Consider the following 15,611-nt stretch of genomic DNA (forward strand, 5'->3'; position numbering starts at 1 on the left):
CTCACGGACGTGCACCCCCTCACGGACGTGCACCCCCTCACGGACGTGCACCCCCTCACGGACGTGCACCCCCTCACGGACGTGCACCCCCTCACGGACGTGCACCCCCTCACGGACGTGCACCCCCGGGAGCGGAGCAGTTGTGCGGGGGCATTATCGTCATAGTGACGAAATTACCCTCGCCGAGCTGAGGAGACCCCCATGAGCACACCGGCGATCCCTTTGAGACTGACCGCCCCCGCCCCCGGCTGGATCGCCCGGGCGGACGTGGTCGTCATTGGCTCCGGCGTCGCCGGCCTGACCGTGGCCCTGCGTTACGCCGAGCTGGACCCCCAGGCCAAGGTCATGGTCGTCACCAAGGACGTGCTCTCGTCCGGCTCCACCCGCTGGGCCCAGGGCGGCATAGCGGCCGTGCTGGACCCGGGCGACACCCCGCAGGAGCACCTGAACGACACCCTGATCGCCGGAGTGGGCCTGTGCGACACGAAGGCCGTGCGCGCTCTGGTGACCGAGGGCCCGGGGGCGCTGCGCCGCCTGATGGAGCGGGGCGCCCGGTTCGACCGGACCCCGGACGGTGAGTTGCAGCTCACCCGGGAGGGCGGCCACCGCCGCGACAGGATCGTGCACGCCGGCGGCGACGCCACCGGCGCCGAGGTGCAGCGCGCCCTGACGGCGGCGATCGGCGCGGGCGCGGTCGAGGTGATCGAGCATGCCCTCGTGCTCGACCTGCTGACCGACGCGGCCGGCCGGGCGAGGGGCGTGACGCTGCACGTCATGGGCGAGGGCGCGCGCGACGGCGTGGGCGCGGTGCACGCCAGAGCCGTGGTGCTGGCCACGGGCGGGATGGGCCAGGTGTACGCCGCCACGACCAACCCGGTGGTCTCCACCGGCGACGGCGTCGCGCTCGCGCTCAGGGCCGGGGCGGTGGTGCGGGACATCGAGTTCGTCCAGTTCCATCCCACGGTGCTGTGGCTGGGCGAGGGCTCGACCGGGCAGCAGCCGCTGATCTCCGAGGCGGTCAGGGGCGAGGGCGCGGTGCTGGTCGACCACGAGGGCCGGGCCTTCATGCAGGGCGTGCACGAGCTGGCCGACCTGGCCCCGCGCGACGTCGTCGCCAAGGCGATCACGCGCACGATGCGCGAGAGCGGCGCGAGCCACGTCTTCCTCGACGGCCGCCACTTCGGCGAGGAGCGATGGAAGACACGCTTCCCCACGATCTACGCCGTCTGCCGCGAACACGGCATCGACCCGGCCACCGAGCCCATCCCCGTCGCCCCGGCCGCCCACTACGCCAGCGGCGGCGTCAGGACGGACCTGCGCGGCCGTACCTCGATCACCGGCCTGTACGCGTGCGGCGAGGTGGCCTGCACCGGCGTCCACGGCGCGAACAGGCTGGCCTCGAACTCGCTGCTGGAGGGCCTGGTCTTCGCCGAGCGCATCGCCGACGACATCCACCGGACCCGCCCCGAACCCGCTGAGTCCGGCGAGCCCAGTGCATCCGCCGAGCCCGCCGAGCCCGGCCCCGTTCCGGGCCGCGACAGGACGGGTCTGGCCGACCCGAGGATCCGCGCCAGGATCCAGGGTCACATGAGCGGCGGCGCGGGCGTGCTGCGCGGCCGCGAGTCCCTGGCGAACACCGCCAGGGCGCTCCAGGACGCCCGCTGGACCCCCGTGCGAGTGGCCCCCTGCACCGAGTCCTGGGAGGCGACGAACCTGCTCACCGTCGCCACCGTGCTGGTCGGCGCGGCACGGGCCAGGCTGGAGACGCGTGGCTCGCACTGGCGCGAGGACTTCCCCGAGCGCGACGACAACGAATGGCTGGGCCACCTCGACGTGACCCTCACCGAGGAAGGACCGCAGATGACGTACACGCCGCACGAGGACGTCATGCCGCCGCGTCTGGCTCAGGAGCTGACCGCCGCCGGGCTGGACCCGTCGGAGGTGGACGCGCTGATCGACCGGGCGCTGGCCGAGGACCTCCAGGAGGCGGGCGACGTGACGAGCCTGGCCACCATCCCGGCCGAGCAGCGTTCGGTGGCGGACGTGGTGGCCCGCAAGGACGGCATCGTCGCCGGGCTCGCCGTCGCCGAGGCCGTGTTCGTACGGCTCGGCGCCTCCCGTACCGAACGCAGGGCCAAGGACGGCGAGCGCGTCAAGGCGGGCGACGTGCTGATGACCGTGGCCGGGCTCACGAGGGGCGTGCTGACGGCGGAGCGCACCGCGCTCAACCTGCTCACCCACCTGTCGGGTGTGGCCACGCTGACCGGGAGATGGGTCGAGGCGGTCAGCGGCACCAAGGCCAGGGTGCGCGACAGCCGCAAGACGCTGCCGGGCCTGCGCTCGCTGGAGAAGTACGCGGTGCGCTGCGGCGGCGGCGTCAACCATCGCATGTCGCTGTCCGACGCGGCGTTGATCAAGGACAACCACGTGGTGGCGGCCGGTGGCGTGGCCGAGGCGTTCCGCGCGGTGAGAGAGCGGTATCCGGACCTGCCGATCGAGGTCGAGGTGGACCGGCTGGACCAGCTCGGGCCGGTGCTGGCCGAGGGCGCGGAGGAGATCCTGCTGGACAACTTCACGGTGGAGGAAACCGCACAAGCTGTCCATATTGTGAGAAATCAGGCCAAGCTTGAGGCTAGTGGGGGGTTGACCTTGGAATCGGCCCGTGATGTGGCCGAAACTGGCGTTGACTACCTTGCGGTGGGAGCGCTGACGCACTCGGCCCAAGCCCTGGACATCGCACTGGATCTACGGGGGTAATTGAATGCTGCTCACGATCGACGTCGGCAACACGCACACGGTGCTGGGACTGTTCGAGGGCGAGGACGTCATCGAGCACTGGAGGCTGGCCACGGACGCCCGCCGCACCGCCGACGAGATCGCGGTCGTGCTGCAGGGGTTGCTGGCCCAGTCGCCGTTGCTCAAGGGTGCCGACATCGGCGGCATCTCCATCTGCTCGACCGTGCCGAGCGTGCTCAACGAGATGCGCGAGATGTGCCGCCGCTACTACGGCGACGTGACCGCCGTGATCGTGGAGCCGGGGATCCGCACCGGCGTCCCCGTGCGCATGGACAACCCCAAGGAGGTCGGCAGCGACCGCATCGTCAACGCGCTGGCGGCCATCGACCAGTACGGCGGCCCCTGCGTCATCGTCGACTTCGGCACCGCGACCTCGTTCGACGCGGTCTCGGCCAAGGGCGAGTACATCGGCGCCGTCACCGCGCCCGGCATCGAGATCTCCGTGGACGCGCTCGCGGCGGCCGGCGCCCAATTGCACAAGGTGGAGCTGATCAGGCCGCGCTCGGTCATCGCCAAGAACACCGTCGAGGCGCTCCAGGCCGGCATCATCTACGGGTTCGCCGGCCAGGTGGACGGGATCGTCGAGCGCATGGCCGCCGAGCTGGCCGACGACCCGGACGAGGTGACCGTGGTGGCCACCGGCGGGCACGCGGCGCTGGTGGTGGGCGAGTCACGCTCGATCGACGTGCACGAGCCGTGGCTGACCCTGATCGGCCTGCGGCTGATCTACAACCGCAACACGGCATAAGACGGACGACATGAACAAGCGGCCCCCCGCTCGGGTGAGGGGGCCGCTTGCGTTCTGAGGACTGCTGCCGTTACTCGGCGTCGGCGGTGTAGATCTCCTCCCAGTGACCACACCTGCGCACGAAGCCGCCGTGCTCGTGAATCTGGCAGACCTTCACGCGCAGGCTGCTGACGTCGTGGGTGCGGAACCGGATCGGCGCGTAGTCGGGGTAGCCGCAGTACTTCTGGGTCCAGACGGTGGACCAGTCGTCGTCGAAGTCGGCGGCCTGGAACTTCACGTACGCGCACTTGCCGCGCTCCTCGGCGGTGCGGTGGTCCAGGTCCCAGAGCCGGCCGCGGACGCTGACCGTGTTGGACTCCTCGTCGTGGTCCCAGCGGACCTCGACCCGGCCCTCGGCCTTGGCCTTGTAGTTCTGCGAGTACACCGGGCCCCACGAGTCCCAGTCGGCCGTGCTCGCGTTGGCCGCGGTGGGAACGGCGATGGCAAGGGCGCTGGTCGCGGCGACGGCGGCGAGGCCGGTGGCGATCTGCTTGATCATGGTCTCTCCTTGAGCTCCCCTTGGGCCGGCTCTTTGCCGGTCCCCCCCTGAGCTCGCTGGGTCATTGGTACGTGAGGCCTCTTGCAGGCCTCCTGCAGAGGGGTGACGAGCCCTTGCAGTTCGCCATATCCCCTACGCTTCATGGTGTGAGCGACGAACTTCCCGAGCAGATGCGCATCCGGAGGGAGAAGCTCGACCGCCTTCGCAGCGAGGGCGTCGACCCTTACCCGGTGACCTTTCCCCGTACGGCGACCAATGCCGAGGTCAGGGAGAAATACCAGGACCTTGAGCCGGACACCGCCACGGGCGACAGGGTGGGCGTCGCGGGCCGCGTCATGCTCAACCGGGTGGGCGGCAAGCTCTGCTTCGCCACGCTCCGCGACGGCGGCGGCGACCTCCAGGTCATGATCTCGCTCGACAGGGTCGGCGAGGAGTCGCTGGCCGCGTGGAAGCGCGACGTCGACCTCGGCGACCACGTGGGCGTGGAGGGCGAGGTGATCACCTCGCGCCGCGGCGAGCTGTCGATCCTCGCCGAGAGCTGGCAGATCACCTCCAAGTGCCTGCGCCCGCTGCCGGAGAAGCACGTCGGCCTCACCGACCCCGAGGCCCGGGTGCGTCAGCGTTACGTCGACCTCATCGTCAACGACGAGGCCAGGAAGATGGCCCGGCTGCGCAGCGCCACTGTGCGCGCGGCCCGCGATTTCTGGCACGAGGAGGGCTACCTCGAGGTCGAGACGCCGATGCTGCAGCCGATCCACGGCGGCGCGACGGCCAGGCCGTTCAAGACCCACATCAACGCGTACAACATGGAGCTCTACCTTCGCATCGCGATCGAGCTCTACCTCAAGCGGCTGGTGGTCGGCGGCATCGAGAAGGTCTTCGAGATCAACCGCAACTTCCGCAACGAGGGCGCCGACTCCACGCACAACCCCGAGTTCACGATGCTGGAGGCGTACGGCACCTACCTCGACTACAACGGCATGGCCGACCTGACCCAGCGGATGTACCAGAAGGCCGTCGTGGCCGCGCTGGGCACCTCCGTGGTCGTCCACGAGGGCGCCGAGATCGATCTCGGGCTCGCGGAGTGGCCGCGGGTCACGCTGTACGGGACGGTGTCCGAGGCGCTGGGCGAGGAGGTCACCACCGAGACCCCGCTCGACCAGCTACGGAAATATGCCGACAAGCGGGACATCCACTGGGACCCGAAGTGGGGCCAGGGCAAGCTCGTCCAGGAGATCTTCGAGGCCCTCGTCGAGCACACGCTGATCCAGCCCACGTTCGTCATGGACTACCCGCTGGAGACCTCGCCGCTGACCCGCCAGCACCGCGACAACCCGCTGCTGACCGAGAAGTGGGACCTCATCGGGTTCGGCACCGAGCTGGGCACCGCCTACTCCGAGCTGATCGACCCGATCGAGCAGCGCAGGCGGCTGGTCGAGCAGTCGCTGCTGGCCGCCGGTGGCGACCTGGAGGCCATGCAGCTCGACGAGGACTTCCTGCAGTCGCTGGAGTACGCGATGCCGCCCACGGGCGGCGTGGGGATCGGCATCGACCGGATGATCATGGCCTTCACCGGCCGCAACATCCGGGAGACGATCCTGTTCCCGCTGGTCAAGCCCACCCACTGACCGCACGGCGCCGCGCGGCCGACAAACTGGGCGCCCAGCCGCGGAGGCTAGGCGCCCAGCCGGACGGGCAGGGCGGCCAGCCCGCGCAGCACCACGTTGTCCTTGTACGGCGGCGCCGGGTCGGTCACCTCCAGCTTGGGCGCGGCCTCGGCCAGCGCCCGCAGCGCGATCTCGCCCTCCAGCCTGGCCAGCGTCGCCCCCAGGCAGAAGTGGATGCCCAGCCCGAAGGCCAGGTGCCGGCCCGCCTCCTGCGTCTCGGCGAACCGCTCGGGAGCGAACCGGTCCGGGTCGGCGAACACCTCGGGGTCCCGGTTCGCGCCGCCGACCAGCGCGAGCACGGACGTGCCCTTGGGCATCGGCACGCCGCCGAGCTCGGTGTCGCGCAGCGCGACCCGCGAGGTGAGCTGGACCGGCGGGTCGTACCTGAGCACCTCCTCGACGACCTCCCTGGGCCGCTCGGCGGCCTGGGCGAGGCCGCCGTGGCGGGAAAGGTTCAGCACGCCGTTGGCGATGAGGTTGACAGTGGTCTCGTGTCCGGCCACGAGTAGCAGAATGCAGGTGGCCAGAAGCTCCTGCTCGGTCAGCTCCTCGACCTGGACGAGCGCGCTGAGCAGGTCCTCTCCCGGGTTGCTCCGCCGCTCCGCGAGCAGCTCGCGGAAGTAGGCGCGGAACTCCAGCCTGGCCTCCCGGATCACCGCCTCAAGCTCGGGGGGCAGGATCGGGTCGAGGCTGCGCACCAGCGTCTCGCTCCAGCGCTTGAACCGCCCGTAGTCGGCCGCCGGCACGCCCATCATCTCCGTGATGACCAGCATGGGGAGCGGGTAGGCGTACGCGGCGACGAGGTCGGCCCGTTCGGGCAGCGCGCGGATCAGCTCGTCGGCGATGGCCTCGACGCGCGGCCGCAGCCGCTCCACCATTCGAGGGGTGAACGCCCGGCTGACCAGTGCGCGCAGCCGGGTGTGGTCGGGAGGGTCCATGCGCAGGAATGAATCCACAGGCTCCTGGGAATCGTCCTTGCCGGACGGGTCAGATCCGTGTCCGAAAGCGGGGTCGCGCAGCATCGCCGAACAGTGCGCGTGCGTGGTGGCCACGAACAGTCCGCCTGGGGTGCGAAAGAGCGCCCCGCGCTCCCTCATTTCTCGATATTTCGTATATGGAGTACGAAGGAAATCCGGGTCGAACGGATCGAAGCCCAGCATGTCCGCGGCGCTGGGACGAGGGGGGGCGGAGCCGTTGTAAGGATGGCTGTGATCGCTCATCGCGCCCCTAAGTGTGGCGACATATGGCGAGTACTTCACATACAGCGGATCATGTCAATGGTGATCGTCAAATGTGGGGATTGACGTGCTTGACGACCTTTCCAGAATGCGTTTACCTTCTGCGAGACGAGCAGCTTGCTCGGACAAGGACGTCTCGAGTTCGGCTGTTGGGGGGAGGGCTCCCGATGGATGTGCTCACTGAGGGCGTTGAGCTTAGCCATGCGGATCTGGCGTTGCTGGCGGAGCTTGCCAAGGGAGTCACGGTCGATCGGGTTGGCAGACGGCTGGATATCAGCGGGCGGACGGTCCGCCGGAGATTACGGGGCATCTGTGATCGCATCGGCGTGGCGACCGCGATAGAGGCCGTCGCCTGGGCCGCCCGCCGCCAGTTGATCTGACCGACCGCTCGACCGCCCTGACCGCTCGTACGGGTGCTCAGTCCGCTCGTACAGGTGCTCGGTCCGCTCGTACAGGTGCTCGGTCCGCTCGTACAGGTGCTCAGTCCGCGATGCGGACGCCGCCGGCGTACGGACGGCGGGCGAGGGGCGCGATGCGCACGACGTCACCCGTCTGCGGCGCGTGGATCATCATGCCGCCACCGATGTAGATGCCGACATGGTGCAGGTCGCCGTAGAAGAAGACCAGGTCGCCGGGGCGCAGCTCCTCCTTGGAGATGTGCCGGCCGGCCGTCCACTGGTCGCCGGTGTAGTGCGGCAGCGAGATGCCGACCCGCTGGTAGGCGGCCATGACCAGGCCCGAGCAGTCGTAGGCGCGCGGGCCCTCGGCGCCCCAGACGTACGGCTTGAGCTGCTGCGTCAGCGCCCACCTGGCGGCCTCGGCCGCCTTGCCGCCGCCGATGATCGGCAGGTTGACGCGCACGGCGCGCGAGCCGGGGCGGCCCGCCTCGCCGATCGCGCGCTTGAAGAGGCTGCTCTCGACCTTGGTCACCAGCTTGGTGATCTTCCCGCGCTTGTCGTCGAGGTCATCGACGAGCTTCTGCACCTCGTCGATGCGGGTCTTGGCGCTCGTCCTGGCCCGCTCGGCGGCTTCCCTGGCCTTGGTGACCTGGTTGACCGCCTCGCCCTGCTGCTGCTCGATCGCGTCGGTGGTGGCGGCCCTGTCGAGGAAGCTCTCGGGGTCGCCGGAGCCGAGCATGGCGAGGGAGTTGCCCATGCCGCCGTTCATGTAGGCGCTCTGGGCGAGCAGCGAGGCCTTGGCGTGCTTGGCGGCCAGGTCGGACTCGCTGCTGGCCAGCGTCTTCTGGGCCGCGTCGGACGCCTTCTTGGCGGTCTTGAGCTTCTCGCGCTGGCCGTTGTACTGCTCGCTGAGCGTCTCGATCTGCGTGTGCAGCTCCTCGGCCTTCTTGGACAGCTCCTGAAGGGAGGGCTTGGGGTCGGCGGCGGCGCCCAGGGGAACGGTGAAGATCAGGGCGGCGACCGTCGCCCCGATGACACCCAGGCGGGTGGAGGCCTTCCGGCGTTCCGGAGGGCGGGCGTCGCTGCCCGCGGGCTTCCCCTCGCGATTGTGGGCGTACTTCACCAACCAGCTCCTCTCATCGGCGCCTACCGGGTTAGCTGACGGGTTCGGGCCGGAGCAGCCCTACCGGACGGTCGTCCGGATTCACCCCGGGGAAGGTGGCGAGAACAGGTCGCCACCGGTGGGTCCCCGGCTCCCCTCGCGGGGATTGGGCGCGTCTCCGCGCTTGGCTCGCGCGGGTGACATCGTCGCTGGACATTAGTGCACTCCGGGTTGTTGCTCAACCAGAACTGCCAAGTCTGTAGAGGTTTCGCAACTGAAGGGTCACAGGGTGATCTCGTGCTTGACGGGACACAACAGACTTTATGTCCTCTTTGCCCAAGGTTCGTCAAGACATGGAAGTCTGGACGCCATCCATACTCAGGGGCCGCTCGAATCGTCCGCAGATGTCAGGAGGTAGGCGAGAGGCCAGAGTTAGGGGAGAGCCGTAATCGGATCTGTACGCTGGAGACCCATGGAGCAGGTCGCCGAAGTCACAGTCCCGGACACGGAGGTCGTCGTCCGGCGTGCCCGCACGCCCGACGTCAGAACGATCAGGCGCCTCGTCGACACGTACGCGGGCGCCGGGCCCCGGCTGCTGGAAAAGGCCACCGTCACCCTGTACGAGGACGTACAGGAGTTCTGGATCGCCGAACGCGACGGCGAGGTGGTCGGCTGTGGTGCTTTGCACGTGTTGTGGGAGGATCTGGCCGAGATTCGCACCGTGGCCGTCAATCCGGAGCACCGCGGACTGGGAATCGGGCACAGGATCGTCTCATCCTTGATCATTACGGCACGCGAACTCGGCCTGCGCCGGGTTTTCTGCCTGACTTTTGAGGTTGATTTCTTCGCCAGGCACGGTTTCCGGCCCATCCAGGGCACCCCGGTGGCGCCGGAGGTCTACGCCGAGCTCCTGGCCTCGTACGACGAGGGAGTCGCCGAGTTCCTCGATCTGGAACACGTCAAGCCGAACACCCTGGGGAACACCCGCATGCTGCTCCACTTGACATCGGGTGACGCGGACCTTGACTAATGGGAAAGGTGATTGTTGATACCTATGTCGATACGTTGGGCAGCACAGGCATGTGTCCTGACACGCGCCACATGCGCACTCGAAGCGAGGTGACACGGTGAGCACCGGACAGCCGCCGTATCCACAGGACGAATCCGGCGAGAATTCTACGCCTGGCGGGACTCCCGAATACGGACACCAGAACACGGGCCGCCCCCATGGCGAGCCCGACCCTGATGTGACGGTCGTTGGCTACCGGGCGGAAGACGCCTACGGCCAGCAGCAGGGTTACGGGCAGCAACCCGCCTACGGCCAGCAGCAGCAGTCCCAGCCTGGTTACGGTCAGCAGCCCGGCTACGGCCAGCAGCAGTACGGACAGCAGCAACAGGGGTACGGTCAGCAGCCCGGTTACGGGCAACAGCAGCAGTACGGCCAGCAGCAGGCCTCGAGCCAGCAGCCTGGCTACGGGCAGCAGCCCGGGTACGGCCAGCAGCCCGGTTACGGGCAGCAGCAGTCCTCCGGCCAGCAGCCCGACTACGGGCAGGGCTACGGACAGCAGCAGCAGTCCCAGCCCGGCTACGGCCAGCAGCCCGGCTACGGCCAGCAGCCCGCCTCCGGCCAGCAGCCGGGGTACGGTCAGCAGCCCGGTTACGGGCAGCAGCAGCCGTCCTACGGCGGTCAGCAGCCCGGCTATGGACAGCAGCAGCAGTCCCAGCCTGGCTACGGCCAGCAGCAGCCCTCCCAGCCCGGCTACGGGCAGCAGCAGCCGTCGCAGCCTGGCTACGGCCAGCAGCAGTACGGCCAGCAGCAGCCCTCGTACGGCGGTCAGCCTGGCTACGGCCAGCAGCAGCAACCTGCCTACGGCGGGCAGCAGGGCTACGGCCAGCAGTACGGTCAGCAGCCCGGCTACGGCGCCCAGCCCTACGGGGTGCAGCCGCCCGGGGCCCCGGCCCCGCTCGCCGAGTGGTGGCAGCGGCTGGTGGCCAGGATCATCGACGGTGTCATCCTCGGCATCGCCTACTGGGTGGTCAACCTGGTGTTCACGGCCATTTTCGTGGCCAGCTACAGCTCCGTGAGCGGCGTGACGACGGGCTTCTTCAGCGGCTTCGTCGTGAGCCTTCTCGTGACCGTCGTCCTGACGGCCATTTACGTGGGCTACGAGTTCTTCATGACCAAGATGAACGGCCAGACGGTCGGCAAGATGGTCATGGGCATCAAGATCGTGCCCATGGGCAACATGCTCCCGCCCGGCGGCCTGTCGAACGACGTGGCGCTCAAGCGCGCCGGCGGTACGTGGGGCGGTTACATCCTGGGCGTCATCCCGTTCCTGGGGTCGCTGCTCGGTGCTGTTCTCGTCGCGCTGAACGGCGCTTCCCAGCTCTGGGACAAGCCGCTGCAGCAGACGTTCGCCGACAAGTTCGTCCACACCGTGGTGGTGAAGATCAAGTAGTCTTCGCGGACACGAAACAGAGGCCGGCTGCCCGCCGGCCTCTGTTTTGTATGTGAGGGGAGTACCAAAATGGGGTACTCGCTGGTTCCCCGAAGGCGCGAGGTGGGTTATGACCGGGTTGCCGTTGCCCCCATGGAGTGACGCCGTCCCCGCGGAATGGTGGGAACGGCTGGCCGCCCGGCTGATTGAAGCCCTCGTCTTCGGTGTCTTCTATTACATTCTGTTCATCGCGCTGTGGGGCTTCTTCCGGACTGTCGGGCTGTTGGAGACCTTCGACGGCCTACTGCCCGGCGTGTTCGCATGGCTGCTCGCCGGGCTGGGATATACGGTCTATGACTGGGCCGCGCATTCCATGGGCGGCCGTACGTTCGGCAAGGCGATCATGAGGATTCGCGTCTCGCCCTCGGATCTGTCGCGGGGCGCTCTGCTGAAACGGTCTCTGGTCTATCCCGGGACGGCCATGCTGATGGGCATTCCGGTGGTCAATGTGCTGGCCGGAATCTTCGCGTTCGCGGTCGGCATGCTCATCTTGATCGACAAGCCGCTGCAACGTGGGCCGCACGACAGGATCGCCGGAACACTGGTGTCCAAAGATCTTCGCTGAGGCTTGTGTACCTGCGCCGATGCCTTTCTGAAAGATTTTCTCTTGATCCGGTAAGGAGCCTGGAGAGACTGGTATTAGGCTGTGGGGCATCCGGGTTGCCGGATGAAGGCGCCCCTGGCACGCTGACGGCATCTGTGTGCCGCTATGGTCGGTTGCGGGCGGTTGTCCACCTAGCGCGGCATGAGGGACGCTCATGCTAGGTCCGCTTGTGGATAAAACGCCCGTCGAAACCCCCGTCCGCTGTGGAGGCGAGGACGAATGCAGGAGCTTACCGACGTATTGTCAGCGCTGATCCCGCCTGTGGTCGTGGGCGGCGCCTTCATCTTTGGCGTAGTGAAGTTGGTCCGATCCGAGGCGGCTGGACGGCGTCCAAACCAGCAGGATCAGGCTGAGTAGCGGCAACAGTGCCGTGAGTCAGACGGAATCATGGCTGGATCAGGTGGAATCTCCGTTGCACTGAATTGTCTCCGCGCCTTTCCGGGTATATGTTTGGGCAGGCGAATGAAACAATGCTCCGGAAAGGATTGCGTAGATGGCCAAGCAGATCCAGGAGATTCTCATCGATGACCTCGATGGGGGCGAGGCCAATGAGACGGTCAGCTTCGCTATTGACGGCTCCTCCTATGAGATTGACCTGAGCGACCTTAACGCCAAGAAGCTGAGGGACGCGCTCACGCCTTTCGTACAGCACGCTCGCCGCTCCGGTGCCGTATCCACGCGTCGGCGTGGGCGCGGCGGCGGGCAGCGCGCGATGAGCCGCGAGAAGAGCTCGGAGATCCGGCAGTGGGCCAAGGCTCACGGTCTGCCGGTGAGCGAGCGCGGCCGAATCGCCTCCACTGTCGTGGAGAAGTACGAAGCGGCTCACTGAGAAGGAGCCATCTCCTGACCATGCGCTTATGCCGTTCGCCCTCGGGACCCCGGCGGCCGCCATAAGCGCATGATCATTTCTAGACCCTTCTCGAATGCTGGACTCGATCTTCCAAACGCCCATAAGTGGTCATTTAGGGCTCATCGCTCAGTTTTGGCTGTGGTGCGTTCCAGCCTCAAGAGCGAGGATCTACGATCCCGTCGCGGCCCGGTTCGGTAACCCGGCTGACCAGACAGGCGATTTCACGGCCCCCGCGCGCCCTCTCGCGATCGATTGGCGCCGGGCGCGCTTCCTTACATAGGATGTTTACGTACGGCTCACGGACGTGGCATCAGACGGTGCGCGGGTCGGCCCTCCTGCCCCCAGCGTCCGATGACCGATCCGTGCTGATCTGTCGACGCCGTGGCGGCCAATTCGAGGGGCTTCCCTCAGGCACCCTAAACATCGTTCGCTTGCGGCGTATCGGGAACACGTAACCCCCGAACGGTAGTTGGATAGAGGGTGAACGCCCTGCTCTCGGGGAACGTCTCTGCTATAGAGCGTGTCAGCGGCAGTGGGCACGGTTCGCCGAGCCAGGGCTAGCATGCGGGATGACGGGACCGGATTTACCGGCCTGACTGACCGCTCTGTGAGGAGCGACGAGATGTTCGAGAGGTTCACCGACCGAGCGAGGCGGGTTGTCGTCTTGGCCCAAGAAGAGGCCAGGATGCTCAACCACAACTACATCGGCACTGAGCACATTCTTCTTGGTTTGATCCATGAAGGTGAAGGCGTAGCCGCCAAGGCTCTGGAGAGCCTCGGCATCAGCCTTGAAGGTGTGCGCCAGCAGGTCGAGGAGATCATCGGCCAGGGCCAGTCGGCTCCGTCGGGGCACATTCCGTTCACCCCGCGGGCCAAGAAGGTCCTTGAGCTGTCGCTCCGTGAGGCCTTGCAGCTGGGCCACAACTACATCGGCACCGAGCACATCCTGCTCGGGCTCATCCGCGAGGGTGAGGGTGTGGCGGCGCAGGTGCTGGTCAAGCTTGGAGCCGATCTCAACCGTGTCAGGCAGCAGGTCATCCAGTTGCTCCACGGCTACCAGGGCAAGGAGCCGGCCGCCGCGGGCGGTCCGCAGGAGTCGGCCCCGTCGACGTCCCTGGTTCTTGACCAGTTCGGCCGTAACCTGACCCAGGCCGCCCGTGAGGGCAAGCTGGATCCGGTCATCGGCCGTGAGAAGGAGATCGAGCGGGTCATGCAGGTCCTCTCCCGGAGGACCAAGAACAACCCGGTTCTGATCGGCGAGCCCGGCGTCGGCAAGACCGCCGTCGTCGAGGGCCTGTCGCAGAAGATCGTCAGGGGCGAGGTGCCCGAGACGCTGAAGGACAAGCAGCTCTACACGCTTGACCTCGGCGCCCTGGTCGCCGGCTCGCGCTACCGCGGTGACTTCGAGGAGCGCCTGAAGAAGGTGCTCAAGGAGATCCGCACGCGCGGCGACATCATCCTGTTCATCGACGAGCTGCACACGCTCGTCGGAGCGGGCGCCGCCGAGGGCGCGATCGACGCCGCCAGCATCCTCAAGCCGATGCTGGCCCGTGGTGAGCTGCAGACCATCGGCGCCACCACCCTCGACGAATACCGCAAATACCTGGAGAAGGACGCCGCTCTCGAGCGCCGGTTCCAGCCGATCCAGGTGGCCGAGCCCTCGCTCAGCCACACGATCGAGATCCTCAAGGGTCTGCGCGACCGCTACGAGGCGCACCACCGCGTGTCCATCACCGATGGCGCGCTGGTCGCCGCCGCGCAGCTGGCCGACCGCTACATCAGCGACCGCTACCTTCCCGACAAGGCGATCGACCTCATCGACGAGGCCGGCTCCCGGATGCGCATCCGCCGGATGACCGCTCCGCCGGACCTGCGCGAGTACGACGAGAAGATCGCCAACGTCCGCCGTGACAAGGAGTCCGCGATCGACGCGCAGGACTTCGAGAAGGCGGCTGCCCTCCGCGACCAGGAGAAGCAGCTCCAGCTCAAGCGCGAGCGGCGGGAGAAGGAGTGGAAGGCCGGCGACATGGACGTCGTGGCCGAGGTCACCGAGGAGCTCATCGCCGAGGTCCTGGCGACGGCCACCGGCATCCCGGTCTTCAAGCTGACTGAGGAGGAGTCGCAGCGCCTGCTCCGCATGGAGGACGAGCTCCACAAGCGGATCATCGGCCAGGACGATGCCATCAAGGGTCTGTCGCGCTCCATCCGGCGTACCCGCGCCGGTCTGAAGGACCCGCGCCGTCCCGGTGGCTCGTTCATCTTCGCCGGCCCGTCCGGCGTCGGTAAGACCGAGCTGTCCAAGGCTCTGGCGGAGTTCCTCTTCGGCGACGAAGACGCTCTGATCAGCCTGGACATGTCGGAGTTCATGGAGAAGCACACCGTCTCCAGGCTGTTCGGCTCGCCTCCCGGCTACGTCGGGTACGAGGAGGGCGGCCAGCTCACCGAGAAGGTGCGGCGCAAGCCGTTCTCCGTGGTCCTGTTCGACGAGATCGAGAAGGCCCACCCCGACATCTTCAACTCGCTGCTGCAGATCCTGGAGGACGGTCGCCTGACCGACGCCCAGGGCCGCGTGGTCGACTTCAAGAACACGGTCATCATCATGACCACCAACCTCGGCACCCGTGACATCTCCAAGGGCATCGGGGTCGGGTTCGCGAAGTCCAACGACGCCGACTCCAACTACGACCGGATGAAGTCCAAGGTCCAGGAAGAGCTCAAGCAGCACTTCCGGCCCGAGTTCCTCAACCGTGTCGACGACATCGTGGTCTTCCACCAGCTGACGCCGGCCGAGATCATCCTGATCGTGGATCTGATGCTCACCCAGGTCGACGCCCGGCTCAAGGACCGCGACATGGGGCTCGACGTCTCTCCCGACGCCAAGCAGCTGCTCGCCGACCGCGGCTACGACCCCGTCATGGGCGCCCGGCCGCTGCGCCGGACGATCCAGCGGGAGCTCGAGGACTCGCTGTCGGAGAAGATCCTGTACGGGGAGCTTCGTCCGGGTCAGGTGGTCAAGGTGACGATCGAGGGCGAAGGCGACAACGCGAAGTTCATCTTCACCGGTGAGAACGTCGCGTCCAGCCAGGTTCCCGACTCGGCCGCGGCCATCGCGGGCTCGATCAAGAACTGACCGGCTCTACCTTCGGAAACCCCCGTGTGATCACTCACACGG

General features: G+C 67.5%; 12 protein-coding genes and 1 riboswitch. Of the genes, 9 read left to right on the plus strand and 3 right to left on the minus strand.

The features are described 5' to 3' along the window. Positions 1–201: 201 nt before the first annotated feature. Positions 202–2,757, plus strand: coding sequence for an L-aspartate oxidase (locus KME77_RS02770; RefSeq protein ID WP_219461513.1), 2,556 nt, complete (start codon positions 202–204; stop codon positions 2,755–2,757). Between the two features lie 4 nt (positions 2,758–2,761). Beyond that, complete coding sequence (locus KME77_RS02775; protein ID WP_219461516.1) at positions 2,762–3,544, plus strand: type III pantothenate kinase; 783 nt, start codon at positions 2,762–2,764, stop codon at positions 3,542–3,544. 70 nt (positions 3,545–3,614) lie between these two features. Here KME77_RS02775 and KME77_RS02780 read toward each other — a convergent pair whose 3' ends face one another. Continuing rightward, a complete protein-coding gene (locus KME77_RS02780; RefSeq protein WP_219461520.1) occupies positions 3,615–4,082 on the minus strand; it encodes a hypothetical protein in 468 nt (155 codons plus the stop codon). Positions 4,083–4,252: 170 nt separating this feature from the next. On the opposite strand from KME77_RS02780, the gene lysX reads away from it, so the two are divergent. Beyond that, positions 4,253–5,710 carry a bifunctional lysylphosphatidylglycerol synthetase/lysine--tRNA ligase LysX gene (gene lysX / locus KME77_RS02785; RefSeq protein WP_246609073.1) on the plus strand — a complete coding sequence of 486 codons (1,458 nt, stop codon included), beginning with the start codon at positions 4,253–4,255 and terminating at the stop codon, positions 5,708–5,710. A gap of 47 nt (positions 5,711–5,757) precedes the next feature. Here the strand turns inward: lysX and KME77_RS02790 are convergent, their stop codons facing one another. After that, entirely contained in the window at positions 5,758–6,705 is a 948-nt protein-coding gene (locus KME77_RS02790; protein WP_308250514.1) for a cytochrome P450, read from the minus strand. Positions 6,706–7,154: 449 nt separating this feature from the next. On the opposite strand from KME77_RS02790, the gene KME77_RS02795 reads away from it, so the two are divergent. Beyond that, entirely contained in the window at positions 7,155–7,367 is a 213-nt protein-coding gene (locus KME77_RS02795; RefSeq protein WP_043615366.1) for a LuxR C-terminal-related transcriptional regulator, read from the plus strand. Between the two features lie 100 nt (positions 7,368–7,467). Here KME77_RS02795 and KME77_RS29725 read toward each other — a convergent pair whose 3' ends face one another. Beyond that, positions 7,468–8,508, minus strand: a complete 1,041-nt coding sequence (locus KME77_RS29725) for a C40 family peptidase (RefSeq protein WP_308250515.1) — start codon at positions 8,506–8,508, stop codon at positions 7,468–7,470. 5 nt (positions 8,509–8,513) lie between these two features. Beyond that, positions 8,514–8,670, minus strand: a riboswitch (cyclic di-AMP (ydaO/yuaA leader). A 289-nt stretch (positions 8,671–8,959) separates the two neighbouring features. Between KME77_RS29725 and KME77_RS02805 the strand changes: the two genes are divergently transcribed. The 5 genes from KME77_RS02805 (at position 8,960) to KME77_RS02825 (ending at position 15,569) form a co-directional block, all read left to right on the plus strand. Further along, positions 8,960–9,517 (plus strand): amino-acid N-acetyltransferase, encoded by a 558-nt coding sequence (locus KME77_RS02805; RefSeq protein ID WP_219461527.1) that lies wholly within the window; start codon positions 8,960–8,962, stop codon positions 9,515–9,517. 217 nt (positions 9,518–9,734) lie between these two features. Further along, complete coding sequence (locus tag KME77_RS30170; protein WP_219461530.1) at positions 9,735–10,946, plus strand: RDD family protein; 1,212 nt, start codon at positions 9,735–9,737, stop codon at positions 10,944–10,946. Between the two features lie 109 nt (positions 10,947–11,055). Next, on the plus strand, positions 11,056–11,550 hold the full coding sequence (locus KME77_RS02815) for an RDD family protein (protein ID WP_219461532.1): 495 nt from the start codon (positions 11,056–11,058) through the stop codon (positions 11,548–11,550). 532 nt (positions 11,551–12,082) lie between these two features. Beyond that, entirely contained in the window at positions 12,083–12,418 is a 336-nt protein-coding gene (locus KME77_RS02820) for a histone-like nucleoid-structuring protein Lsr2 (RefSeq protein ID WP_219461534.1), read from the plus strand. Between the two features lie 643 nt (positions 12,419–13,061). Further along, a complete protein-coding gene (locus KME77_RS02825; RefSeq protein WP_219461536.1) occupies positions 13,062–15,569 on the plus strand; it encodes an ATP-dependent Clp protease ATP-binding subunit in 2,508 nt (835 codons plus the stop codon). Positions 15,570–15,611 lie beyond the last annotated feature (42 nt).

Source organism: Nonomuraea rhizosphaerae (genome assembly GCF_019396405.1).
Classification (GTDB): domain Bacteria; phylum Actinomycetota; class Actinomycetes; order Streptosporangiales; family Streptosporangiaceae; genus Nonomuraea; species Nonomuraea rhizosphaerae.